Origin of the sequence: Chroococcidiopsis thermalis PCC 7203 (genome assembly GCF_000317125.1) — a bacterium.
In the GTDB taxonomy this organism is placed as follows: domain Bacteria; phylum Cyanobacteriota; class Cyanobacteriia; order Cyanobacteriales; family Chroococcidiopsidaceae; genus Chroococcidiopsis; species Chroococcidiopsis thermalis.
On record NC_019695.1, the window covers coordinates 3805694 to 3828869 of the forward strand.

The following is a 23176-nucleotide window of genomic DNA, read 5'->3' on the forward strand; positions in this document are numbered from 1 at the left end:
ATATAGAAGCAATGTTCGGTCAAACAACTGTTGGTGCAAACGGAGTTTCCTCCGCCTCTAGCCGGATGTTTCGTTATGAAGTCGTAGGCTTGCGGCAGAACGACGAAACCGACAAAAATAACTACGAGATCCGTCGCAGCGGTAGCGTATTCGTCACCGTTCCTTACAGCCGGATGAACGAAGAAATGCAGCGGATTACTCGCTTGGGTGGCAAAATTGTCAAGATCGAACCACTATCGACTGTGAAGTAGGCATAGGTTTGACGCAATGGAGTCTAGTGCGGAAGAACTAGAGGTAGGAGCAACGGGATTAACGGTGGAACAAGCGATCGCCAACCTGCGATCGCCAGATCTGAGCTTGCGTTATTACGCAGCTTGGTGGTTGGGCAAATTTCGCGTCCGAGAACCAGCCGCCGTTGATGCTTTGATCGCTGCCCTAGAAGATGAAGCCGACCGGACAGAATTAGGCGGTTATCCCCTGCGCCGTAATGCAGCAAGAGCCTTGGGCAAGCTGAGCGATCGGCGAGCAGTCCCAGGGCTTATTTGCTGTTTGGACTGCGACGATTTCTACGTCAGAGAAGCCGCAGCCCAATCTTTAGCCATGTTAGGCGATCCATCTGCAATTCCCGTGCTAATGAAACTGTTAGATGGCGGCGTTGATGCTGCCGTTGACGTACCAGGTAGACCCCATCTGACTCAGCCCTATGATAGCGTTCTCGAAGCTTTGGGAGCGCTACAAGCCAAATCAGCCATTCCTCTGATTCAGCCATTTACAGAGCATCCGAGTCCCAAAATCCAATATGCGGCACTGCGGGCAATGTACCAGTTGACTCAAGAAGATAGCTACGGACAGCGCTTATTAGCTGGGTTGAACAGCGACGACCTGAAATTGCGACGGGTCGTTTTATCAGATCTAGGGGCAATTGGTTACGTCGGTGCAGCCGCAGCGATCGCCTCCTGTAGGGCGGAAAATAGCTTCAAACTCCTCTCCCTCAAAGGACTCCTAGAGTCGCAACTGCAAACCCAGCCTACTCAACTTTCCGATTCAGCCATCCATTTGATGAGTCTGATGGATTCCTTATTGTAAAGGCAAGAGGCAAAAAGTGTAGAGTTTAGCCTCTCTCTCTTTCCCCAGTCACTAGCCACTAGCCACTAGCCACTCCCATGACCACCTCAACCCAAAACCTCATTCAAGCCGTAGATCGGGCAGATTCGTCCGAAAGCTTGGTGGCGGCGGTGCGATCGCTGGCAGCAGCAAAAGATGAGGCGGGGATTGCAACTTTAATTGCCGTACTGGGTTACAACAACCCAGTTGCCGCAGTAGCAGCGGTAGAGGGGTTAACGCAATTGGGTGCGAAAGCAGTAAAGCCATTAATTGATAAATTGGATGGCTATAACTACGGGGCGCGGGCTTATAGCATTCGCGCTATAGCTGCGATCGCCGATCCTCTTGCTTTAGAAGTATTGGCGACAGCAGCAGCGACGGATTTTGCTCCTAGCGTCCGCAGGGCAGCTGCTAAGGGTTTGGGTAATCTGCATTGGCAGAATATTGCCACTCCCGCCGATCGCGCCGCAGCACAGCATCAAGCCCTGGAAACCTTACTCTCAGTCTCTCAAGACTCCGACTGGTCGATTCGTTACGCGGCTGTGGTGGGCTTGCATGGTTTGCTACAACTATCAGACCTACAAGCAAAAATTCAGCCTCATTTAATCCAAATTATTGAGTCCGATCCCGATTCAGCAGTCCGCGCCCGCGCCCAACTCGCGCTCGGCGTTTCCGCAGATCGGTACGGGCGGGTTTAACCGCAGAATTATTTGTTCTAGTACAGCTTGCTTAAAAAAACCCGCCCCTACGACAACCAACAACTGTCAACTGATAAGTGAAAAATGTCAATACCATTACTTGAAGTCAAACCCTCCAGCCAAAATCAGCGGGTTGAGGGTTACGAAGTTCCTAGCGAAGATACGCCGATTGGCTATCGCTTAACAGATACTTCCTCGGCATCGGATATCGATGAAATTATCTGGGCAGGTTACCGCCAAATCTTTAGCGAACACCTGATTATTGAAAGCTATCGCCAGCCTTTCCTCGAATCTCAACTCCGCAATCGTGCTATTACCGTGCGAGATTTTATTCGCGGTTTGGGTAAATCGGATGTCTATCGCGAATTAGTTGGAGAAACCAATTCTAACTATCGCTTAGTGGATATCTCCTTTAAGCGGTTTTTGGGAAGGGCTACTTATAACCAAAAAGAGCAAATCGCTTGGTCAATTGTCATCGCTACCAAAGGTTTGAACGGCTTTATCGATGCGATCGTCGATAGCGAAGAGTATCGGGAAAACTTCGGCAACGACATCGTACCCTATCAACGCCGTCGTTATAAAGGTCGTCCCTTTAACTTGGTAAACCCACGTTATAACGGCGACTGGCGCGATCGCGAAAGCATCCGCAACTTGCAAGGTCGGGGCTTCTACAGCGCCCGCAAGACTGGCGATGTTACTAAAGAAGTGGTACGTCGGGCAATTCCCTCTAACTTCTTGGCAATGGCTGGTAGTATTTTGACCCCAGAAGTCAACTATCAACGATCGCGCGATCGGGTTCTCTCTCAAATCTCAACAATGGAGATCCCCGATACAACACGCAAAGACACATTGCCCCAAACTACGATCAAACCTACCAAAGTCGCTTTACCCTACGACTACATTCCCTCCGATCCGAGGAATTAAGGACAAGGAAGACAAGGAAGACAAGGGGGACAAGGAAGACAATTCAATTGGCAATTCGCAATTACTCCCGACTCCCACTCTCCCACTCCCCACTACTCACTACTCACTGTACATATGTCAATACCTCTGCTCGAATACAAACCCAGTTCGCAAAATCAGCGGGTGGCTGGTTACGAAGTTCCAAGTGAAGATACTCCTTGGATTTATCGCTTGGAAGATTGTACAGAACCCAGCGATAATCAAGAATTGATTTGGGCTGCGTATCGCCAAGTTTTTAGCGAACACGAAATTCTCAAATTCTATCGCCAAGAACAGCTAGAATCTCAACTGAAGAATCGCGCTATCACCGTGCGGGACTTTATTCGCGGTTTAGCTAAGTCAGCATCGTTCCGCCGCTTGGTGGTAGAAACAAACTCGAACTATCGACTCGTAGATATTGCCCTAAAGCGGTTGCTAGGACGTGCATCTTACAACAAAGACGAAGAAATTGCTTGGTCGATTAAAATTGCTACCCTTGGCTGGGGTGGTTTTGTCGATGCCCTAATTGATAGCGAAGAGTACCAGCAGAATTTTGGCGATACTACCGTACCCTACCAGCGGCGACGGTTCAAAGATAGACCGTTTAACTTGGTAACACCACGTTACGCCGACTACTGGCGCGATAAAGAGGAAACCGAACGCTATAAATCTGGTGCGATTAGCAACTTCTTTGATATGGCGCGATCGCTGAATATTAGAACCGTAACACCCCAGCCAGTTAGCACGGCTAATATTAGCATTCCTGATACGTCACGGAAGGAAAAATCAGCAACGCCAGTTTCCATCAATCCCTCAGCAAGTTTTCCCGTGCGGCTGTAATTTTGCAAGTTTAATAGTAGGAAAATCTCACAGCCACAGATTGACTTACTCACGAACCAACATTCTGCCTACCCTACGTGGGATAATAAGCTAGAAAGCTCTATATATATAGGCTTTGCTTGTTTCAAAAACTTTCCAATTCCTGGAAAGCGATCGATAAATTCAGTTTGAATTTATCTGTTTTCATTTTGTGCGATTAACCTAGACGGGAGAATCCCTCATGGCACTGCCGTTACTCGATTACAAACCAACTACGCAAAATCACAGAGTTCGCAGCTTCGGCATTGCGGATCAAAACGAAGACACTCCATACATCTATCGTGTGGAAGATGCTAACTCTCCAGCAGAGATTCAAGAGTTAATTTGGGCTGCTTACCGTCAGGTATTTAGCGAACACGAAACTCTTAGAATCAACCGCCAAACTCAACTAGAATCGCAGTTGAAGAATCGTGCAATTACCGTGCGCGACTTCATTCGCGGCTTAGCTAAGTCGGAAAGATTCTACGAAATGGTAGTTTCAGTTAATAATAACTATCGGCTTGTAGATATTTGCCTCAAGCGTTTCTTAGGTCGTTCTTCTTACAACAAAGAAGAACAAATTGCTTGGTCAATTGTCATCGGTACGAAAGGATTCTACGGTTTAGTAGATGCCTTGCTAGACAGCGATGAATACACCGATGCATTTGGGGATTACATCGTTCCTTTCCAGCGCAAGCGGATGGAAGGTAGACCCTTCAATCTCGTTACCCCTCGTTACGGTGACGATTTCCGCGAAACTGCTGGTACAGTCAAAACAGACTGGCGCTTTACCCTGGATCAGTTCTACAGCCGCAAGTCGAAAGAACGACAACTACGGGAAGGCGATCCTCGCAAGTATGCTGATATGGCAGCATCGATTAATAACAAAGGTAATTACGCTCAGCGCGTTTCTGCCTTTGACCTTGACTATCTAAGTCTAGTACCATCCCGTGGTAGAAAATAGAGTTGATTAAATTTCAGCTTTATTTTTGATTTAATTCACTGGGTCTAGTTTCCACGCTGATTCGACTTATAACTAACGGTTTTGCTGTAAGTGATGAGTTGAGTCAAGTGGCGATTAGATCCAGTAATTTTTTGTCCTCGATCTTTAGTCATCTGTCATTGGTAAGATATTTTATAGTCAGCTTGCATGTCTGGGCGGGTAAAGATGCCCAATCCAGAAGAGTGAGAATGGAGAACCATTTTACAATTGAAGAAAGAATTCAGTTTCTAATTAGTAAGTTGCGCAAGCAAGTTAAGCCAATACACAGAGATAATGCTTTGCGATTATCGGCTGATACCTTGGAACAAGTTGAAACGATCGCCGATATTGCTACTAAAGCACATTACTTAAACGAATTGGCGATCGCGTGTATAGAAATAAAATTAGCAGATAAGTGTTTGGAAATTTTAGATCGAGCCTTAGAAACTACTCAAGCAATTCCCACTCGAATTACAAAAGTAACTGAACTTATTAAAATAGGTAGTATGTATGTCAAGCTCGGTATAGAAGATCGAGGATTAGATCTATTAGATCGAGCTTTACAACTTGCCAAAACGTTAGAAGACGTTGACGAGCGAGATTATGCTTTAAGCGATTTAGTCTCTGCTTGCGAAGACATTGGATACAATACTTTAGCAATTTCGATTGCTAAGCTAGTATAGCAGTTCTAAATGATTTGTAAAGTAGGCTTCTAGCCTGCTCCACGTTCATGAATCAAATAGGATTGCTTATAGAAGATAAATAACAAGCTGGTGCGATCGCAAACGGAACAAACTTACCCTCGCAACATCTCTAGTTCTTCTCTTACAGAAAGCGGCTGATATCCCAAATGAAAAGCCTTAGAACTATCTAAAGAAACATCAGCAGGGCGAGGCGCAGCCATTTTTACATCTTGCTGACGACACGATTTTAACCTAGTTGCAGGAAGTTGAAATACCTCTACCAATAACCGACCAAAATCATAACGCGATAACCGCTCTTTTCCACCTAAATGAATCATACCTTGAACCTGCTTCTCTAACACCATCAACAACCCTTTAGCCGCCGTCGTACCGCTAGCAGGAGTACGAAATTCATCTGTAAATAATGCTAATTCTTTTCCATCTTTTAGAGTTTGCATAAAAGGCTGTATAAAACTAGTAGCTGTTGGCGTTGCCATACCAAACATTAAAGGCATTCGGCAAATTGTTGCTAGAGGATAGCGTGCTAAAATTCCCTCTTCAGCTTGAACTTTTTGTTCTCCATAAGCATTCACAGGAGATACCGGATCTGTTTCCCGATAAGGCGCATTTAAACCGTCAAAAACTAAGTCAGTAGAAGTAAAAATAAAGGGGATGCCAAAATCTGCACACAATCCAGCAATATTTAAAGAAGTCGTAACATTGATCGCGTATGACTCTTCTGCATGAGTTTGGCAATAATTGGGACTTGATTGCGCCGCAGTATGGATTGTAGCTGAAGGTTGAATTTGTTGAAACAGATGCTTGAGTGCTTGAAAATCCCGTAAATCGATTTTAAGCATCGTCACGCCTGGAATTTCTATTTCATGGGAAAAGTACGTACTATATACATCCCATTGCTGTTTTGCCAACTGACATAAATGCCAACCTAAAAAACCACTTGCGCCAGTAACTAAAAGTTTTTTCATGCGATCGCTTTATGATAACTAGCGGATGTTACCCCTTTTTTCAGGGGGTTGGGAGATCGAAAATCTGCGCTACTCACGAAAAGAGCCGAATCGGTTGGATATTTCAGTAGGACGTATGGATGTTAAGTTGTTATCAGATGAGCAATTTTATTGACTATCACGACTATCTAAACATATAATTAGAGATTGTCTGTCTAATTCTGGCTCGGATCAGGTAGACCGAAAACAAAAGCTGAACTGTTCTCAAATCTGAGCAATCAGCTACCTGTACGGCACAATCATTATAATCTCATGACCTACGCAATTATTGAAACCGGTGGTAAGCAGCTGAGGGTAGAACCAGGGCGTTTTTATGATATCGAACTCCTGGCAGCCGAACCTGATGCAACAGTGACCATTGAAAAAGTTTTGTTGGTGCAGCACGATGGCAATGTTACCGTCGGGCAACCGTTAATTAACGGAGCAACCGTAGAAGGAACGGTGGTGCGCCACCTGCGGGGACGTAAAGTCTTGGTGTACAAGATGAAACCCAAGAAAAAGACGCGCAAAAAGCGGGGACATCGGCAAGAAATCACCAGACTGATGATTGACTCGATTAACCTTAATGGTTCCAAGTTGACAGCTCAAGCAGCGGCTACGACTGAGACTTCAGCTAGTCAAGCACCTGCTGAAACCACAGAGGAAACTGCATCAGAATAGAATGAGGGCGCGATCGCTACATTCTTAAATCTTGGGTAGATCGCGCTTGGCTCGCAATAATGAAGTAGAGATAGAAAAAATAGCGCAGAGGACACAATGGCTCATAAGAAAGGAACAGGTAGTACTCGCAACGGTCGCGACTCTAATGCTCAACGGTTAGGTGTTAAGCGTTTCGGCGGTCAAGTCGTGCGGGCAGGTAATATTTTGGTACGGCAACGGGGAACGAAGTTTCACCCTGGTAACAATGTTGGCATCGGTAGCGATGATACATTGTTTGCCCTGATTGATGGCGTGGTGACATTTGAAAGAAAGGGTAAAAGCCGCAAGAAGGTGAGCGTATATGCTCCTGCAACTGCGGCTGAACCCGCAGCAGCTACGGCGTAGAAATATTAGGGGCGAATCGAATTCGCTTCTACACAGGCAAAGTCTGCCAAGCGGACTAAGAGTTATTAAGGCTACTGGCTACGTGCAGTAGCCTTATTTAGTAGCAATGTGTTTCAGCTCAAGTTGACCAAAACAATTCAAAATTCAAAATTCAAAATTCAAAATTTAAGAGAGTACAGTCGAGAACAGCCATCTACGATTGAGCGTGGTTTTCGGTCAGTAGCGTCTACAAGCTCAAACGCGACCGTAATGCGTGAATTTTGAATTCATAATGCGCGAATTCCAAGGGAGGGGTTGACTGCCTACTTTTTGGTGTTTACAATGTAATTACAATATAAGCATACTCAAAATTATGGGTACGGGTATCAGAACTCGCATTGTCAGAATTGGTAATTCTCAAGGCATCCGCATTCCTAAACCACTATTGGAGCAAAGTGGTATTGATACAGAAGTAGAGATTGAAGTTCAAGACGAGTGCTTAATTGTGCGTGCAGCATCGCGATCGCGTATCGGCTGGGATAAAGCATTTGCTGCAATGGCAGAACAAAAAGATGATGTTTTACTTGATGATGTCAATATAACAGAGTGGGATCGGACTGAGTGGAAATGGTAGTTAAGCGTTTTGATGTGTTTCTGATTAACCTCCATCCTCCCACAGTTGGTAGTGAAATTCAAAAAACAAGACCGTGCGTCATCGTCTCACCAAATGAAATGAATCAGTACATTGCCACTGTTATCGTTGCGCCGATGACAACAAAAGGTCAGCCGTATCCTACAAGGATCGCTTGCCAGTTTCAAGGTAAAGATGGGCAGATCGTTTTAGACCAAATTCGCACTGTTGATAAAACTCGATTGGTCAAAAAACTCGGTCAAATCAATTCCAACGAACAAAAAGCTGTTTTGGATATCCTCGCCGAAATGTTTGCAGAGTAAAAATGACTATCAATTGCTACCAGCAACTCGCTCAAGCATTAGAAAAAGGAGCAGTCGTAATAGCAACCGCGATCGCCATTCAAGGCTCGGTTCCCAGAGAAGTAGGAGCCAAGATGATTATCTGTGCTGACGGTCGTACCTACAATACCATCGGTGGGGGTGCGGGAGAGGCAAAAGTCATTCGCCAAGCCATGATAGTGCTGGAAACAGGCGAAAAGCAATTGGTAGAGATCGATCTGACTGGCGCACCCCAACGGCAAACTCAAGGAATTTGCGGTGGAGTCATGCAGATATGGTTGGAAAGGTGGTCTGGTAAAGAGGCGATCGCCCTTGTCGATCGAATTCTCGATTTACTCCAGTCGGGGCAGACAGCTACTCTCGTCACTCCTTTTACCCTTGACAAATCGCCATATTTATTATCAGAAAATACTTTAATTGCCACCGAAGAAGCTTTTATTGAAACTCTACAACCGCCACCAACTTTATTAATTGTCGGAGCGGGACACGTAGGAGAACAATTAGCAAAAGTCGCTCATACAATTGGATTTCAAGTTATTATTCAAGACGATCGCCCCCAGTGGGCAAATAGAGAACGCTATCCCCAAGCAACAGCGATTTATAACCAAGCGATCGCCTCAGTTGTAGCACAACTATCAACTCATACACAACTTTATGCAGCACTGGTAACGCGGGGTTTTCAGTACGATTTAGCAGCTTTAAAAGTTTTGTTAGCTCGAAATCCTGAGTGTAAATATATTGGTACGATCGGCAGTGAAAAACGGGTACGTCAGGTGATTCAAGCGTTAGAAACAGAGGGTATGGCTGCAAATAAATTGCGATCGCTCTATGCACCAATAGGTTTAGATATTGGGGCGCTGACACCAGAAGAAATTGCTGTAAGTATCTGCGCTGAATTAATTTTAGTGCGTCGAGGTGGTACGGGTCGTTCTTTATCGCAGCTAAGCTTGGGCGAATAGAATTCGCCTGATGCTAAATTTAGCGCCTTCATTATCAGATAGTGTTACTTCGACATCAGATTAAGTCTCATGTAAAATTTGCCGTTTCTAATTGCTTCGCCTGCCTTACCAGCCTGCTGAATACTCATTTCATTTTTAGAGTTCGCAATCAGATTAGCACGCAACGGAAAAGGGCGATCTAGTTGCATCATCAATCGCCCATCACCTTTGGATTCAAGCGATTTTAGAGTTACAGTAGCTCCATTTGGTATCCCTGGTAGAGTTAATTTTTGTGGGTTAGCGTGCTGCTCAAACCATATATTTAAAGTTGCTATATTATCTTTTAGATTAACTAACTCATATGTTATTGTTTGCTGAACGCTCATTCCCAAAAGAGAAGGTGTAGTTGTGACGCGCCATTTGGCTCCAATACCAATAGCTTCTTGAGGTAAAGGTGAAGACATTTGGTCGAAAGAAGTTGACATCTGCTCTGAGAATTGTTTTAAGTTTGCATCTGACTTCTGAGATGACGCAAATTTAGCTGTTTGAATTTGTCCCCGATTATCAATTATGAAAGATCCACTCGTGCCAACCATCTTTTTCATTTGCGATCGCATTGCTTCCAATACCTGCGGTGGCAAGCTGCTAGAATTCATCACATCTACATTAGAGTAAGACGATTTAAAGTGAATGTTACCGTTAGGTTCGACTTTTGTTACTACTGTATCTATAGCAACTGTTATCGGTGGTAGATCGACTTTCGGCATTGTTTGACCTGCCATAGATACATCTGTATCCATTTGTAAGGTCATAGTAGATGTTTGTTTTGCATTTGCCTGGGGACGAAAGCGTAGTTCTTGCCGTGGTTCATTTCCTACTTCTAATAGTTCGACTTGAGGCTGTGCCGTAGCAGCTGCTATTTGAGTTTTTGCTTGTTGCTTAACTAGGGATAGGGTTTCTGCATTTACCGTTAATCCCGAAGCAGTAACTAGACAACAAATAGAACTGTATAACAATAGTTTTTTCATATGTTTTTGGGTAATTGATAATTAGTAATTGGCGATCGTGTGTCACGCACCAAGCACCACTCTCTACAAAAACATATGCTTTATGAAGATATATTTCCAACAGTGAAAATACAGATTTAAATATCTGGTATTCTCACGGAAGCAAATTTAGCGCGATCGCACGGATTATCGAAATAATTACCGTTTGCGTATCTATGGTTTTCTATTTATGAAAAAGAACTCTATTACTTGGTTTCCCGCTACAGGTGCTTGGATGAGTGCCATTCTACTAACACTGTTAATGGGAGTGGTCACGCTAATTATTAAACAAACTAGCATTCCCTTGATTCGATTTATTGGAGAACATTTATCGACTAAAATGAGTTGGTGTTTATCCGTTTTATCTTTGCTTGCACCAATTCTGATTATTGCCTTCATTCATCATTGGCTCCACCTCTTATTAGACCGCTTTTTCCCCGATACTCAATCTGCTACAACAGAGGAAAGCGATAGCTTTTTTCCTGGTTTAATGAGTTGGTGGGAAGGGCTATTTGCTTGGTTAGCGATCGCAGTATCTACAATCTTGGCTATAGCAATTATTATTGCAATATGTCCCTACGATTCTTCAGAAAATTCTGTAATTAAATACTTATTAATGTTGTCTGCTTGGGACGATCCAAAACATTTATTTTCAGCACCAGTTATCGGGCGGACTATTATCGCCGCTTACCTATATCATTTTGAATATCTCGTTCGCTGTCGCGTCCAGGCTGAAGTCACTTCCAGCCGTTGGTAATGCTATTGGTCTAATTTCCAATTAACTCTACCGCATCTCTGCCATCCAAATCTTGCAAAAATACCTTGACTTGTTCGTCTTTTGCCGTAGGTAGCTGTTTGCCGATAAAATCTGGATGAATTGGCAATTCTCGATGACCGCGATCGACAAGTACCGCTAACCAAATCGATTCTGGTCTACCATACTCGTTCACAGCATTGAGGGCGGCGCGGATCGTCCGCCCTTTGTAAATGACATCATCTACTAATAAGACTATTTTGCCAGTTAGATCTAGCGGAATGTCACTCTTAGCTGGTGTTCGTACACCAATTTTATCTAAATCGTCCCGATAGAAAGTAATATCTAACGCCCCCACATGAACAGAAACACCTTCTAGCATTTCAATTTGGCTGGCTAAGATTTGCGCCAAGGGAACGCCTTTAGTGTGGATGCCTAAAATCACCAACTGGGAAAGGTCGCGACATCTTTCCACAATTTGGGAAGCAAGGCGGTTAACTGTTCGCCGGAGTTCATCGGCGGAGAGTATCTCAACGACTTTTGGAGACATATGGGGGACAAGGGGGACAAGGGAGACAAGGGGGACAAGGGGGAACAAGGGGGACAAGGAAGCAACCACCAATTACCACTGGTCACTGGTCACTGGTCACTGTTATTTGGGTACTCCTGCGGTTAAGATTTCGTGTCCGGTTTCGGTGACGAGGACATCATCTTCAATCCGAATGCCGATTCCTTCCCAGCGCGGATCGATCGCGGGTTGTCCTTCGGCGGGTTGAGTCTGCGGTACAATGTAAAGTCCTGGTTCTACTGTCAGTACTTGTCCTGGTTGTAAAATTTGGGGGGAGTCACCGTGTTGATAAACACCGACATCGTGAACGTCTAACCCTAGCCAATGTCCGGTACGGTGCATGTAGAAGGGTTTGTATTTCTCTTCTTTGATTAAATCGTCGATTTGCCCTTGCAGGATGCCGAGTTCGACTAGACCTTCGGTGAGGACGCGGACGGCGGTATCGTGAAAAGCGCTGTAGGGATTGCCTGGTTGAACTTGGGCGATCGCTTGTTTTTGCGCTTCTAGTACAATGTCGTACAGTGCTTTCTGCTCGCCTGTAAACTTGCCATTCACGGGAAAGGTACGGGTAATATCGGAGTTGTAATAACCGTAGGCGCAGGCTGCATCAATTAATAGTAAGTCGCCATCCTGCATCTGGCGCGTATTTTCGATGTAGTGCAGGATGCAAGCATTGTCTCCCGAAGCCACAATTGAAGGGTAGGCTACACCCGTCCCACCCCGCAAGCGAAAGATGCGTTCCATTTCCGCTTGAATTTCGTACTCGTAACGTCCTGGACTGGCGATTTCTTGGGCGTAATTGTGTGCCTCAACAGAAATAGCAGCAGCTTGTCGCATCAATTCTAATTCTGCTTGACTTTTTACTAGTCTCATGCTGTGTAAAATTACGCCAGCATCTTCAATGGCGATTGGTCCCGTACCGCGTTTGGGATAAGTTGCCATGAGACGCTGCCAGTGGTGCAGGACTTTTTCGTTGAAATTGCGATCGCGTCCCAGACGATAATAGATTTTGTCTGCTTTTTCTAAATACTGCGGCAGCTTTTCATCAAGTTCGGTAATCGGATAAGCTTCGTCTGCCCCATAGATTTCTTTTGCCCCTTCTACGCCGCAACGATAGCCCGTCCAGACTTCTTTTTCTCTTTCTTTGGGGCGGACAAATAAAATAAAGCGATGTTCGGTGTGGTGAGGTGCTAAGACAGCCACGGCTTCTGGTTCGTCAAACCCTGTCAAATAAAAGAAGTCGCTATCTTGGCGAAAGTTATATTCTACATCGTTATGCATGACTGCCATTGGCGCACTGCGAAAAATTGCCGTGCCGTTGCCAATCTTAGCCATCAACTGTTCGCGACGCTGGCTGTACTCTGCTTGCATAGCTGCTCGATCTGTAGGCTTTTATCAGTATTGTAGATGGAACAGCTATTTTCAGTTATCAGGGAGCAGTGACCAGTGACTTCTGACTTCTGACTTCTATACGGGCGGGTTTACCAATTGTCTTTGACTCTGACCAGTATTTCTGGTGAACCCGCCCCTAAAATTTTTGACTTTTAACTTTTGACTTTTGACTTACTAGCCAGCATATCCCTGAATGTTTTCTGGTTCAAACGATCGCAGTATCCGTGTTGCTTGTCGGGTTAGTTCTTCTGTACCTTCTATGACAATTAGATACTTGCCTGCGTTCAGGCGGTTGCGATATGGTAATGCGTCGCCACTACCTACAGATAAACCTACGCCTCCACCGACGAAATACGCGCCTAATCCGCCGGAAACTGCGCCTAAGACACCTGCAATTAGATGGTTGCCGATCGCGCCTATTGCAGGGATAATTTCAATACCCGTGAGTAAGTTGAAGAGATAGCCTGCGGCAAAGCCAAAGGGTACGAGCCAGGTTACGAGTCTACTTGCTCCTTTACGGGCTTGTTCGTTGGGGTTGATGAAACCGAATTCGTCTGCACTTTTGTAGCCTTGACCTAAGATGTTAATTTGAGCTTTGGGTAGTCCTTCTTTTTCAAGTGCTGTATAGGCTGCTTCTGCTTGGATGCGGTTTGGTAAGACTGCTACTAGATAATTCATGGTTTTAAAGAAAATGTCACGCAAAGACTAGCCAGTGCGTTGCGGGGGTGGCGCTATCGCGGACTTCGTCGCCCCCCGTTGAGCAACTGGCGTGCAAAGGCGCAAAGGGTTGCCTTAGATTTTTGTAGGGATTGGGAAGGTTTTTTAAGAGAGAATGTGCTAGTGAAAGTCAATAATAGGTTGGAGAAGTAGCATAATTGCACCTACAATTACAAAGGACAGAGTTGTCCAAAAAAAGATTCTCATATTGTTTTCCTAATTTATTTAGATATTATCTAGCTGAACAAATATAAATAGAGATGACATCTTTCTATAGAGCCACTTACAAAATGTATGTGTCAGACTTTAGAGAGAAGCGGTCGCTGAAAATAGCGATCGACGATAGTTATAAAAAATAATAAAAAAGATGCGAAATTTCGCATCCTACAGGAAATTTAACTTAGCATAATTTTCAGCGATCGCTACACTAACGCTGATTTCATTACCCCCTTTTTAAGGGGGGTTGGGGGGATCTTCCATGCCGGAGTCTGAAAAAAATGGTAAACCTTTGGCAATCTATCGATTACTATTGGGCGTTTGAACTTTACGATTTTGGCTGCGTTCTAGCATTTGACGCGCATCAGGACTGGGATTATAGTTATATCCCATAGATGACGATCGCTCTGAATCGTCAATAATTTGAGGAGTCAACAACACGATGACTTCTTGACGCTGATTCTGTTTATTAGTGCTTCTAAACAATGCGCCAAGAATTGGAATATCTCCCAGAATGGGAACCTTATCGACGCTGGTTCGGTCTGACTCTTGAATGATACCTGACAAGATTAATGTTTGATTGTCTCGGAGACGAATTAGACCAGAAGTTAGCGATCGCTCGTTAATTAAAGCAATCAAATTACCAGTTGGATCTTCATATTGATCTTGTACTGCTCTGACTGTAGGAGCTACAGATAGGGCAACAAAACCATTGTCATCAACCCGTTCGATCTTAATTCCAACGGTCAAACCAACTCGCTCTTTTTGAATTGTCGTGGTATCTTGACCGAGACCACCCGTACCCTGACTAATGGTTCTAGTGACATTACCCACCACTTCTTGAGTTAGGTTGACAGCGGCTTGCTGTCCCTCTTGAACGATCAGAGTAGGATCGGTCAAAACCTTAGCATTGCCACTTGTAATTTGAGCTTGCAAACGAGATAGAAATTGTCTGGCAAACCCTGGAGGAGACCCATTGAAGCTAGTTCCAGATGCGGGGTTTCTCACACCAAAGTTGATGATTCCACCAATACCGCGACTGTTTTGAAAGAAAGTGTCACCCAGCCCAAACGAAAAGCTAGTATTAATGTCCTCAGTTGCTAAGAGGTTAATATCAGCAATCTTGACGTTAATTGCAACCTGACGACGGCGAGAGTCGAGTTGGATCAATTGAGCGCTAGCCACCTGAACTTGCTTGGGAGAACCAATCAGCGTAACGGAGTTCGTCCGCTCGTCACCGACGACCTCTAATCCCCGTAGTAGGGGTGTAGAATCTTGAAAATCGATCCGTTGGGTTTCAATCCGCGTCTCTGTACTCGTTTGGGTTTGGGTTGCGGGAGCTTGTCCGCCACCTACAGGTACGGCTTGAACGCTGGTGATCGTGCGTTCGCGACTAACGGCACTTTCTGCACCCATCGCGACTAAAAAGTTAAGTGCTACGCCTACCGTGACTTGATTTAGCCTGTAGCTGCGCGTGACTAGATTACGAGCATCATTAGGCAGTCTGGGACCGACAAAAATCGTGCGTCCTTCCCGATTGGCTTGCAAGCCTGTAATCCGCAGTACGTGATTGAAAACATCTTGTACGGACTCGTCTTGAATATCGAGAGTGACTCTGGGTCCCTCAGCCCCCCCTGCTCCAGGCGCAGTCGGAGCTGGTTGACCTTGTTGTCCTTGAGGTGTGGCTGTCGTGTAAGCTAAGTTGAGACCAGCAGCACGGGCGAGTAAGGAGAGGACTTCGCGCACGGGAGCATCCCGCAAGACTAGGCGCGGTACTCGTTCTTGGCTGCCAAGATCGATCAGAGCTGGAGAAGCATCGGTGTTGGAAATTGCCATATCTCCCACGGGTGGGGCAACCGCTCTAGGCAAGAATGGCGGTTCGGCTTGATTTCCGCGCATTGGTGAGGGTGGTACTGGCTTTCCGTCAACCGTAATTTCTGGATTGGGAAAAAGGGGTTTTTGAACTGTTACCGATTGCCCTGGTTTAAATGTCGTACTAGATGTTGGAGCGGGATTTGCTTGGGCAATTCTTTCTGGCGTAGAGCTAACGCTAAACGTTACACCTTGACCATTACGTTGCATTTGACCGCTGGGAGCATTGGTAGTACCAGTGACCATCAGCCGGATGCTATTAGAGTCGAGTCGGGTAACAACTACTGAATCAATGCCTGAAGCTGGCTTGGTTTGACGGAAATCTTGTCCTTCGGGTAAGTTCAACTGAGCGTTACTAATATCTGCAACTAGAGTTTTACCCTGCTGGCTGGTTAAGACTTGGGGACGAGCCGTGGTGGAGGTCTCCAAAACCACATTTAAGCCGTTATTTGTTGGATCTAGCTTGACTGCTGTTACCTTTGCAGGTTTTGCCCATACTGGCGGCGCTGCAACGAGTGCGACTGCTACCCCGATAAATAGTATGTTACTACCTTGAAGCTGTTTCACAGTTCTGTTTCTACTTTGAGTAAAGTTTAGGTATTCTACGCGCATTGCAGGCGATCGCCTTAAATTTGAAAGCGAATAAACGCAAATTCGCCTGACAATTTACAGAAATAGAATGAGTTATAACAGTTATCAGTTATCAGTTATGATTTCATTCCTTAGATGAAAGAACTATTTTTTAAGAACTGGAAAGCGCTTTTGTAGGATAAATTCCTGACTATGCACTTGATAACTGTTTGCTGAATTAAGGAGATAATTTCACCTGAAAAACTCCACAAGCAAGCTAACTTTATTTCGGCATTTTTCCCAAGCGAATTTTTACTTATAAATCTTTGACTTCATCTTGGTATTATCTCTAATCTCAGTAAATATACGGTAATTTTGTTACATAATGATATCTACAAAATTAGATAATTAGATTGCGATCGCAACCTCATATTTTAGCTCCAATGCCACATAGCGATCGCCATACTTGTATGGGACGGATTTAGTAGCGTGTCTCGAATTTATACGAGATTTCACTAGAAAATCCACCCCTATTAACAATTCAAAATTATATAGCAAGCCTAAATCATTCATGAATAATAGATGATTTAGCTTTGGTGGGCAACGCCCACCCCTACATCTCGATTAGTGATGCAAAGATCTTGGAAGATCCCCCAACCCCCTTAAAAAGGGGCTTAAGTTCCCCCCTTAAAAAGGGGGGTTAGGGGGGATCTTTTCTTAACCGAAAAGTATTGTTGCCCACCCTACTCACTTTGACGACTTGATTGCAACATCTATAAGGGCGGGTTTATCAATGTCTTCAGTTAAATTCAGCGATTTTTGATAAACACGCCCCTACAAACTGACCGCTATTTAATTCCAAATTCCGAATTTATTTCTTTGCTTCGGCTGCCTTAGCCGCTGCCGCTGCCGCTGCTGCTGCTTCCTCTGGAGATACGGGAATCAGTGCCTGTAATTTAAAGGAAGTATCGATATTTGGCGCACCGCCAGCACGTTTTCCATCCTTATCGGTAGCAGCTACCATTGTCGATTGATAGTCTCTCACGATTAATAATGGTTGCAATCGTTCAATACTTCGGAAAATCTCTTGAGTTTGGTCAAATGTTCCAGAGATATTAATATCAACTATTCGACGTTTGAGTTTGCCGTTGACATCAGAGCCAAGCGAACCATCTGAAATCGTTTCGGCTGATTGATTGGCGGGAGTAAATTTTTTCAATTTAGCAGTAGCGTTTTGCTTGCCATTAACCGACTGTACGAGTCGATTTAAATCGATTAGTAGCGTATCGAGCGTACTTTCATTAGCAAATAAAGTTAAAACATCTGCTTTTTGCTGTTTCGCTTTCGTTAATTCTGTTTCTACTTGCTGCTTCTGCGCCATGCTAGCGGATTTTTGCTGCACCAAGTTTTGCTTTTCATTTTGTTTTGCTGTTAGCTCGTCATGCTTTTGCATTGCTGGCGTGACGAACGAAGTAAACAAGTAACCCCCCAAACCAAGACCAACAACTGCTAGCAGCGCGCCGCTAATCGTTGGAGTTAGAGTCACGCCAAAAACAGTAGGATAGGACGGTGCAGCCTCAAAATCTTCTTCTACAGAAATAAATTCTTCACTAATAGTCATGGTTGAATGACTCCTTTTTGTTGCAGGGTGCGAATCCGAGTCACCAGTCCTAATGTCCCTTTACGCTCTAACTCTTGGAGCAGATCGGCGGCTGGGACATTACTTAAGTTAGATTGAATTGTATATCTCACAAGTGACGGTGGTTTTACGGCTGATTTTTCATTCGATGCCGCAGCCTCGGCTAGTTCTGCTGAAATAATTCGCGTGTCAGTCGCTTGGAAGAATGCTGACTGTTTCAGAGTTAATAGGAAATCGTTCACGTCGCTAAACGATCGCGCTTTGCCAGTAATTTCAATTCCACCCGCTGGGTTTGCAGATGGTGGTGGAGCTGCATTACCCGCTGCCGCAGGCGGTGGCGCTGCGCCAGATGAGGCGATCGCCGGAATTTGCTTGATCGATTCAATTTGCACTGCTCTGGGAATGCGATCGCGCAAGTCTTGTAACATTGCCGACCAAGGGCGAATTTGATTGAAAACAGTAGCTAATGCTTTCGTATCCGTTTGCAATGTGCTAGTTTCAGCCTGAATTTTTTTCAATTCTTCTTCTTGCAAGCCCAAGCGGTTTAACTCTGCGTCTAACGCCGCTAGTTTGTTTTCCATCTGGGTGTTTTGCGTTTGTAACAACAACCACCAAGCCCCAACCACCACTGGAATCACCGCCGCTACAGCCGCTCCGACAAATAGAGGTGTTTGACCGACCGCTGACATCCGCGTTTTGCTTCCACCAGTCGCAAACCCTGACTTCTGGGGGGCGCGGTCTTTGAGAAAATTGACATCTAAACTATACATTGCCCCATGCACCTCTGAGTCCTAAACCGATCGCCGTTCCCAATCCCGGTCTTTGCATTGGAGTAATTTTCTCCTCGTCTACATCTAAAGACAGTGCTGCTACTGGATCGATTGGCGCTGTGGGAATGTTTAACTTTTGTTGGAAAAATTCACTCAAGTTGCCCAAACCACCGCCAGGTCCGCACAAAAGAACCTGTACCATTTCCAAATTCTCACTTTGACTGAGGTAAAAATCAATCGAGCGACGCAATTCGTCTGCTAATTCGGCTAAAACCCGCATCACTGCCAAAGTGCCAGAATCTACATCTGGCATATCTTCTGGTTCGTCATCATCATCTCCACTAGTCAGTGGTAGATTGAATGACTCCAACATTTGAGTATCCCTAGATGCAGGTAAATTCATCGATCGCAGGAGAGCGCTCTGCATTTGATACGTCCCAATCGGAATAGTACGGGAAAATTGCGGCACTCCATCAACAATAATGGCAATTTCTGTATTATCAAATTGAACATCGACCAGCGCTACGCCTTCATTCGAGTTATATGCCCGTAATTGCTCCCGAATCGTGCGAATTAAAGCAAAACTGTTAATTTCTATGACATTAACTTTTAACCCTGCATATTGGAAGGTATCCATATAGGTGTCTGTAACTTGCTTGCGAGTCGCCACCAGCAATACTTGTACCTTCTCAATTCCATCTTCATCGACGAAGTAGCCTAGCTTTTGATAGTCAACATCAGCTTCTTCGCGCGGGTAGGGTAAGTACAAACCAGCTTCATGATTCAGTACCATTTCCCTTAGTTCTTGGTCATTTAGCTCTGCTGGCAAGGGAATTAGCCGCACGATTGACTCTCGCCCAGGCACGGCTGTCGCTACCCATTGGGCTTTGATTTTAGTGTCAGTTAGTGCCTTTTGAATTAATTCTGCCAGGGCTGGAGGGTCAGCAATTTGACCATCTTGAAACAGCCCTTCTGGAACCGGGGTGGAGGAAAAAGCTGTCAGTTTGTAACCCTGTCGCTGCTTTTTCAGTTGAGCTATATTAATTCGTTCAGGAGCTAGTTCAATGCCAACTCCACATCCACGCTTTGTCAGTAAACTTTTGAGACGGTCAATCACTGTTTTACTACTTGTCTATGAAGTAAAGAATTAGTCTAGCTGAAAGACTTGATACTCATTACAGCTACTCAATTTAACCTAGAATCACCAAGCTTGTTCAATGAATACATACGATCTTAAAAATGTCAATGACCAAAAGACTTGTAAATAGATTACAACCATCGAAGTTAATAATTCTTACCTTATTAGGTTTTGTTCTGAGTTGGGTAGTCAGTTGCGGTAGTGGGAACGTCGCTACTCAAGCACCTCAATCTAACTCTAACAGCCAAGAAATTGAGTTTTGGACGATGCAGTTGCAACCGGAATTCACCGATTTTTTCAACCAGAAGATTCAAGCTTTTGAAAAAGAAAATCCTGGGATGAAAGTCAACTGGGTAGACGTGCCTTGGTCGGCAATGGAGAGCAAAATTTTAACATCTGTCGCAGCAAAAACAGCTCCAGATGTCGTTAACTTAAATCCAGATTTTGCTTCTGTGTTAGCTGGTCGCAATGCTTGGCTGACATTGGATAATAAAATTTCGCCCGAGGTACGTTCCACTTATTTACCTAACATTTGGCAAGCAAGTACGCTCGACGGCAAAAGTTTCGGCATTCCCTGGTATCTCACCACGCGAGTTACGATTTATAACAGCGATTTACTCAAACAAGCAGGTGTTGCCAAGCCGCCAGCAACTTATGCGGAATTAGCGCAGGTGGCGAAGCAAGTTAAAGAAAAGACGGGCAAGTACGCCTTTTTTGCCACGTTTGTCCCAGAAGATTCATCGGAAGTGCTGCAATCTTTTGTTCAGATGGGGGTAACGTTGGTAGATGACCAAGGCAAAGCAGCATTTAATACAGCCGCAGGCAAAGCTGCTTTTCAGTACTGGGTAGATTTGTATAAACAAGAACTCTTACCTCAAGAATCTTTAACCCAAGGGCATCGCCACGGAATTGAGATGTATCAAGCAGGAGAAACAGCTTTATTAGGGACGGGAGCAGAATTTCTCAAAACAATTTCAACTAATGCCCCAGAAATTGCCAAAGTTTCTGCTGTTGCACCAGAAATTACCGGAACCACAGGTAAAAAGAATGTTGCCGTGATGAATTTAGTGATTCCTAAAGATAGCGATCGCCCCGACGCAGCGATAAAATTTGCTTTATTTGTGACCAACAGCGATAATCAACTCGCCTTTGCCAAAGCCGCCAACGTCCTCCCTTCAACAATTCCCGCCTTGGCTGATAGCTATTTCAAATCCGTGCCTACAGGGGATAAATCTGAAATGGATCGGGCGCGGGTGGTGAGTGCTAGCCAGTTAAAACAAGCAGAGGTGCTAATTCCCGCAATGGAGAATATCAACGTCCTCAAACGCGCCATTTACGAAAACCTCCAAGCCGCCATGCTGGGAGAAAAAACAGTCGATGTGGCGATCGCCGATGCTGCGAAAGAATGGGATGCTAAGGCTGGAAAATAACGGTTCTATGTAGTGGCGCACAGATGTGCGCCCCTACCCAGCAATGCGTAAAAAATATCCAACCAAATACAACGAACCACAGAGAATCATTAAATTTGATGATTTTGTCGCGGCTTCTAATCCAGCGAAGAGATCTGAGTAGGTGTGACACGTAGCTAGTTGGGGACATTCACGGGCTAGCTTTGCTAGTGTCTCAGGATCGGCAGTACTATGATCTGGAACAGGGACGAGATGTAACTCATCCTTGGGGCGCAATAGGGCGCGTAAAATATCTGCGTGGTCTTTGGTAGATAGCATCCCCATCACCCAACAAACAGGCTGTTCGAGGGTATCGACATATTGACGTAAAGCTTGCGCCGCTGCTGGATTGTGCGCCCCATCAATCAAGAGTTTACGTCCTTGCCAAGTCGTCCATTGCAAACGCCCCAACCATTTTGCTTTTCCCATCCCATTTGCGATCGCCTCAGCCGAAATTTTCCACCCTTGTTGCTGCAAAATTCGTAAAGCTGCAATTGCCAAAGCGGAATTCATCAACTGGATGTCTCCTAACAGAGGTAGAGGATATTTGATGTCGTTGGTTGTTGGTTGTTGGTGCATCTTCAATTCCGAATTCCGAATTCCGAATTCCGAATTCCGAAATTCTGCCCAACCTGGTTCAATTTGACGCGAGGGTAGGGGAAAGACAGCGGGACATCCAAGTTCTTCGATCCGCGATCGCACGACGGTTTCTGCTTCTGGGGGTAATTGTCCGATGACTGCGGGACAGTTGGGCTTGAGAATTCCTGCTTTTTCTCGGGCAATATCTGCTACGGTTGGTCCTAGCTGCTGCCAGTGTTCGCGACTGATGGAAGTAATCACCGTGACTAAGGGGCGATCGCAAACGTTGGTAGCATCTAATCTTCCCCCTAAACCAACTTCTATGACTGCGATATCTACCTGAACTTGGGCAAAGTACAACCAAGCCGCAGCAGTAATAATTTCAAATTGAGTTGGGGTTTCCTCGTCTGGCGGAATTGCTTGCTGGACTTGTAGCAATATTTGCTGTAGGGTTTCTGGTGCGATCGGTTGTTCGTCTAGACAAATGCGTTCCGTCCAATCTACCAAATGAGGAGAAGTATAGCGCCCAACTCGGTAACCTGCTTCTTTAAGTACGGCAGACAGGTAAGCGCAGACAGATCCTTTGCCGTTTGTCCCCGCTACGTGAATGACTGGAACTTGCTGCTGAGGATTGCCCAAATTAGCCAGCAGTTTTTGAATTCGTTCTAAACCAAGATGTACGCCGAAGCGCTGATATGGTTTCAGGATAGAGTCAATGTTTTTGTCGGTCATTGGTCAATGGTCATTTGTCATTGGTTAATTGCAGCCATTCTCCCTTGTCCCCCTTGTCCCCCTTCGCCCCCTAATCCCCACTCCCTTCGGTCGTGGGGAAGAGCGAGTTTCCCCCTTGTCCCCCTTGTCCCCTTGTCCCCTCACTCCTCACTCCTCACTCCTCACTCCTCGTGCATCCACTTTTTGACAGATGCAGTTCCTATTTGGGTAAGTAAGGTGGTTATTAGTTACGATTTTGAATTTCGGAGGGTAAATCTATGACTGCTACTGGAAGTGAAAGAGCAATGAGCAATTTAGAATATGATTTGCTCACAGCGTTACATCATAAGGCTGAAGCTGTCAAAGCATATGAAACATACATCAATGACGCTCAGTCAATGGATTCTCAACCTTGTGTAGAGTTGTTCCAAAAATTACGCGAACAAGATAAACAGCAAGCGCAAGAGATCCGGCAACATTTACAAGAAGTGATGCAAAAAGGCAAGATGTAGAATAGTCATTGGTCATTGG

The 23176-nt window shown here is 45.0% G+C and carries 26 protein-coding genes; 16 read left to right on the top strand and 10 right to left on the bottom strand.

Annotation, left to right across the window (positions count from 1 at the left end):
- Window positions 1-11: 11 nt before the first annotated feature.
- From CHRO_RS16715 to CHRO_RS16745, 7 genes are all read left to right on the top strand, one after another.
- Window positions 12-251 (top strand): rod-capping linker protein CpcD, encoded by a 240-nt coding sequence (locus CHRO_RS16715; RefSeq protein WP_015155414.1) that lies wholly within the window; start codon window positions 12-14, stop codon window positions 249-251.
- 16 nt (window positions 252-267) lie between these two features.
- Window positions 268-1086 (top strand): C-phycocyanin alpha-cysteine-84 phycocyanobilin lyase subunit CpcE, encoded by an 819-nt coding sequence (locus tag CHRO_RS16720; protein WP_015155415.1) that lies wholly within the window; start codon window positions 268-270, stop codon window positions 1084-1086.
- Window positions 1087-1163: 77 nt separating this feature from the next.
- Complete coding sequence (locus CHRO_RS16725; protein ID WP_015155416.1) at window positions 1164-1802, top strand: C-phycocyanin alpha-cysteine-84 phycocyanobilin lyase subunit CpcF; 639 nt, start codon at window positions 1164-1166, stop codon at window positions 1800-1802.
- A gap of 84 nt (window positions 1803-1886) precedes the next feature.
- Window positions 1887-2726 (top strand): phycobilisome rod-core linker protein CpcG1, encoded by an 840-nt coding sequence (locus CHRO_RS16730; RefSeq protein ID WP_015155417.1) that lies wholly within the window; start codon window positions 1887-1889, stop codon window positions 2724-2726.
- Between the two features lie 114 nt (window positions 2727-2840).
- Window positions 2841-3584 carry a phycobilisome rod-core linker protein CpcG2 gene (locus CHRO_RS16735; protein WP_015155418.1) on the top strand — a complete coding sequence of 248 codons (744 nt, stop codon included), beginning with the start codon at window positions 2841-2843 and terminating at the stop codon, window positions 3582-3584.
- A 220-nt stretch (window positions 3585-3804) separates the two neighbouring features.
- Entirely contained in the window at window positions 3805-4566 is a 762-nt protein-coding gene (locus CHRO_RS16740) for a phycobilisome rod-core linker protein CpcG4 (RefSeq protein WP_015155419.1), read from the top strand.
- Between the two features lie 227 nt (window positions 4567-4793).
- Window positions 4794-5267: a hypothetical protein gene (locus CHRO_RS16745; protein WP_015155420.1), complete on the top strand. Its 474-nt coding sequence runs from the start codon at window positions 4794-4796 to the stop codon at window positions 5265-5267.
- 113 nt (window positions 5268-5380) lie between these two features.
- Here the strand turns inward: CHRO_RS16745 and CHRO_RS16750 are convergent, their stop codons facing one another.
- Window positions 5381-6253 (bottom strand): SDR family oxidoreductase, encoded by an 873-nt coding sequence (locus CHRO_RS16750; RefSeq protein WP_015155421.1) that lies wholly within the window; start codon window positions 6251-6253, stop codon window positions 5381-5383.
- 291 nt (window positions 6254-6544) lie between these two features.
- Here CHRO_RS16750 and rplU point away from each other — a divergent pair, with 291 nt between their 5' ends.
- The 5 genes from rplU (at window position 6545) to CHRO_RS16775 (ending at window position 9246) form a co-directional block, all read left to right on the top strand.
- Window positions 6545-6952, top strand: coding sequence for a 50S ribosomal protein L21 (gene rplU, locus CHRO_RS16755; protein ID WP_015155422.1), 408 nt, complete (start codon window positions 6545-6547; stop codon window positions 6950-6952).
- Between the two features lie 96 nt (window positions 6953-7048).
- Window positions 7049-7336, top strand: a complete 288-nt coding sequence (rpmA, locus tag CHRO_RS16760; protein WP_015155423.1) for a 50S ribosomal protein L27 — start codon at window positions 7049-7051, stop codon at window positions 7334-7336.
- 352 nt (window positions 7337-7688) lie between these two features.
- Entirely contained in the window at window positions 7689-7949 is a 261-nt protein-coding gene (locus CHRO_RS16765; RefSeq protein ID WP_015155424.1) for an AbrB/MazE/SpoVT family DNA-binding domain-containing protein, read from the top strand.
- Window positions 7943-8269, top strand: coding sequence for a type II toxin-antitoxin system PemK/MazF family toxin (locus CHRO_RS16770; protein WP_015155425.1), 327 nt, complete (start codon window positions 7943-7945; stop codon window positions 8267-8269). The genes CHRO_RS16765 and CHRO_RS16770 overlap by 7 nt, the downstream gene beginning before the upstream one ends.
- 2 nt (window positions 8270-8271) lie before the next feature.
- On the top strand, window positions 8272-9246 hold the full coding sequence (locus CHRO_RS16775; protein ID WP_015155426.1) for an XdhC family protein: 975 nt from the start codon (window positions 8272-8274) through the stop codon (window positions 9244-9246).
- 44 nt (window positions 9247-9290) lie between these two features.
- Here CHRO_RS16775 and CHRO_RS16780 read toward each other — a convergent pair whose 3' ends face one another.
- The gene (locus CHRO_RS16780; RefSeq protein WP_015155427.1) at window positions 9291-10253 is read right to left on the bottom strand and encodes a DUF6263 family protein; all 963 of its coding nucleotides are present in this window, start codon (window positions 10251-10253) and stop codon (window positions 9291-9293) included.
- A gap of 208 nt (window positions 10254-10461) precedes the next feature.
- Here CHRO_RS16780 and CHRO_RS16785 point away from each other — a divergent pair, with 208 nt between their 5' ends.
- Complete coding sequence (locus tag CHRO_RS16785) at window positions 10462-11028, top strand: hypothetical protein (protein ID WP_015155428.1); 567 nt, start codon at window positions 10462-10464, stop codon at window positions 11026-11028.
- A gap of 10 nt (window positions 11029-11038) precedes the next feature.
- Here the strand turns inward: CHRO_RS16785 and pyrR are convergent, their stop codons facing one another.
- A complete protein-coding gene (gene pyrR / locus CHRO_RS16790; RefSeq protein WP_015155429.1) occupies window positions 11039-11575 on the bottom strand; it encodes a bifunctional pyr operon transcriptional regulator/uracil phosphoribosyltransferase PyrR in 537 nt (178 codons plus the stop codon).
- Between pyrR and CHRO_RS34415 the strand changes: the two genes are divergently transcribed.
- Entirely contained in the window at window positions 11576-11701 is a 126-nt protein-coding gene (locus CHRO_RS34415) for a hypothetical protein (RefSeq protein WP_281168579.1), read from the top strand.
- Here the strand turns inward: CHRO_RS34415 and CHRO_RS16795 are convergent.
- From CHRO_RS16795 to pilM, 6 genes are all read right to left on the bottom strand, one after another.
- The gene (locus CHRO_RS16795; RefSeq protein ID WP_015155430.1) at window positions 11678-12964 is read right to left on the bottom strand and encodes an aminopeptidase P N-terminal domain-containing protein; all 1287 of its coding nucleotides are present in this window, start codon (window positions 12962-12964) and stop codon (window positions 11678-11680) included. The genes CHRO_RS34415 and CHRO_RS16795 overlap by 24 nt on opposite strands.
- Window positions 12965-13159: 195 nt before the next feature.
- Window positions 13160-13663, bottom strand: coding sequence for a hypothetical protein (locus CHRO_RS16800; protein ID WP_015155431.1), 504 nt, complete (start codon window positions 13661-13663; stop codon window positions 13160-13162).
- Between the two features lie 555 nt (window positions 13664-14218).
- Window positions 14219-16402 carry a type IV pilus secretin family protein gene (locus tag CHRO_RS16805; protein WP_015155432.1) on the bottom strand — a complete coding sequence of 728 codons (2184 nt, stop codon included), beginning with the start codon at window positions 16400-16402 and terminating at the stop codon, window positions 14219-14221.
- Window positions 16403-17231: 829 nt separating this feature from the next.
- On the bottom strand, window positions 17232-17981 hold the full coding sequence (locus CHRO_RS16810) for a hypothetical protein (RefSeq protein WP_015155433.1): 750 nt from the start codon (window positions 17979-17981) through the stop codon (window positions 17232-17234).
- Complete coding sequence (locus tag CHRO_RS16815) at window positions 17978-18769, bottom strand: PilN domain-containing protein (protein ID WP_015155434.1); 792 nt, start codon at window positions 18767-18769, stop codon at window positions 17978-17980. Before CHRO_RS16815 ends, CHRO_RS16810 begins: the two co-directional genes overlap by 4 nt.
- On the bottom strand, window positions 18762-19886 hold the full coding sequence (gene pilM / locus CHRO_RS16820; RefSeq protein WP_015155435.1) for a type IV pilus assembly protein PilM: 1125 nt from the start codon (window positions 19884-19886) through the stop codon (window positions 18762-18764). Before pilM ends, CHRO_RS16815 begins: the two co-directional genes overlap by 8 nt.
- A gap of 128 nt (window positions 19887-20014) precedes the next feature.
- On the opposite strand from pilM, the gene CHRO_RS16825 reads away from it, so the two are divergent.
- Complete coding sequence (locus CHRO_RS16825) at window positions 20015-21337, top strand: ABC transporter substrate-binding protein (protein ID WP_015155436.1); 1323 nt, start codon at window positions 20015-20017, stop codon at window positions 21335-21337.
- A 33-nt stretch (window positions 21338-21370) separates the two neighbouring features.
- Here the strand turns inward: CHRO_RS16825 and CHRO_RS16830 are convergent, their stop codons facing one another.
- On the bottom strand, window positions 21371-22666 hold the full coding sequence (locus CHRO_RS16830; RefSeq protein ID WP_015155437.1) for a bifunctional folylpolyglutamate synthase/dihydrofolate synthase: 1296 nt from the start codon (window positions 22664-22666) through the stop codon (window positions 21371-21373).
- A 257-nt stretch (window positions 22667-22923) separates the two neighbouring features.
- On the opposite strand from CHRO_RS16830, the gene CHRO_RS16835 reads away from it, so the two are divergent.
- Entirely contained in the window at window positions 22924-23157 is a 234-nt protein-coding gene (locus tag CHRO_RS16835; RefSeq protein ID WP_015155438.1) for a hypothetical protein, read from the top strand.
- Window positions 23158-23176 lie beyond the last annotated feature (19 nt).

Coding starts and splice junctions, on each gene's coding strand:
- CHRO_RS16715 (WP_015155414.1), top strand. CDS start 12: ATGTTCGGTCAAACAACTGTTGGTGCAAACGGAGTTTCCTCCGCCTCT.
- CHRO_RS16720 (WP_015155415.1), top strand. CDS start 268: ATGGAGTCTAGTGCGGAAGAACTAGAGGTAGGAGCAACGGGATTAACG.
- CHRO_RS16725 (WP_015155416.1), top strand. CDS start 1,164: ATGACCACCTCAACCCAAAACCTCATTCAAGCCGTAGATCGGGCAGAT.
- CHRO_RS16730 (WP_015155417.1), top strand. CDS start 1,887: ATGTCAATACCATTACTTGAAGTCAAACCCTCCAGCCAAAATCAGCGG.
- CHRO_RS16735 (WP_015155418.1), top strand. CDS start 2,841: ATGTCAATACCTCTGCTCGAATACAAACCCAGTTCGCAAAATCAGCGG.
- CHRO_RS16740 (WP_015155419.1), top strand. CDS start 3,805: ATGGCACTGCCGTTACTCGATTACAAACCAACTACGCAAAATCACAGA.
- CHRO_RS16745 (WP_015155420.1), top strand. CDS start 4,794: ATGGAGAACCATTTTACAATTGAAGAAAGAATTCAGTTTCTAATTAGT.
- CHRO_RS16750 (WP_015155421.1), bottom strand. CDS start 6,253: ATGAAAAAACTTTTAGTTACTGGCGCAAGTGGTTTTTTAGGTTGGCAT.
- rplU (WP_015155422.1), top strand. CDS start 6,545: ATGACCTACGCAATTATTGAAACCGGTGGTAAGCAGCTGAGGGTAGAA.
- rpmA (WP_015155423.1), top strand. CDS start 7,049: ATGGCTCATAAGAAAGGAACAGGTAGTACTCGCAACGGTCGCGACTCT.
- CHRO_RS16765 (WP_015155424.1), top strand. CDS start 7,689: ATGGGTACGGGTATCAGAACTCGCATTGTCAGAATTGGTAATTCTCAA.
- CHRO_RS16770 (WP_015155425.1), top strand. CDS start 7,943: ATGGTAGTTAAGCGTTTTGATGTGTTTCTGATTAACCTCCATCCTCCC.
- CHRO_RS16775 (WP_015155426.1), top strand. CDS start 8,272: ATGACTATCAATTGCTACCAGCAACTCGCTCAAGCATTAGAAAAAGGA.
- CHRO_RS16780 (WP_015155427.1), bottom strand. CDS start 10,253: ATGAAAAAACTATTGTTATACAGTTCTATTTGTTGTCTAGTTACTGCT.
- CHRO_RS16785 (WP_015155428.1), top strand. CDS start 10,462: ATGAAAAAGAACTCTATTACTTGGTTTCCCGCTACAGGTGCTTGGATG.
- pyrR (WP_015155429.1), bottom strand. CDS start 11,575: ATGTCTCCAAAAGTCGTTGAGATACTCTCCGCCGATGAACTCCGGCGA.
- CHRO_RS34415 (WP_281168579.1), top strand. CDS start 11,576: ATGGGGGACAAGGGGGACAAGGGAGACAAGGGGGACAAGGGGGAACAA.
- CHRO_RS16795 (WP_015155430.1), bottom strand. CDS start 12,964: ATGCAAGCAGAGTACAGCCAGCGTCGCGAACAGTTGATGGCTAAGATT.
- CHRO_RS16800 (WP_015155431.1), bottom strand. CDS start 13,663: ATGAATTATCTAGTAGCAGTCTTACCAAACCGCATCCAAGCAGAAGCA.
- CHRO_RS16805 (WP_015155432.1), bottom strand. CDS start 16,402: ATGCGCGTAGAATACCTAAACTTTACTCAAAGTAGAAACAGAACTGTG.
- CHRO_RS16810 (WP_015155433.1), bottom strand. CDS start 17,981: ATGACTATTAGTGAAGAATTTATTTCTGTAGAAGAAGATTTTGAGGCT.
- CHRO_RS16815 (WP_015155434.1), bottom strand. CDS start 18,769: ATGTATAGTTTAGATGTCAATTTTCTCAAAGACCGCGCCCCCCAGAAG.
- CHRO_RS16825 (WP_015155436.1), top strand. CDS start 20,015: ATGACCAAAAGACTTGTAAATAGATTACAACCATCGAAGTTAATAATT.
- CHRO_RS16830 (WP_015155437.1), bottom strand. CDS start 22,666: ATGACCGACAAAAACATTGACTCTATCCTGAAACCATATCAGCGCTTC.
- CHRO_RS16835 (WP_015155438.1), top strand. CDS start 22,924: ATGACTGCTACTGGAAGTGAAAGAGCAATGAGCAATTTAGAATATGAT.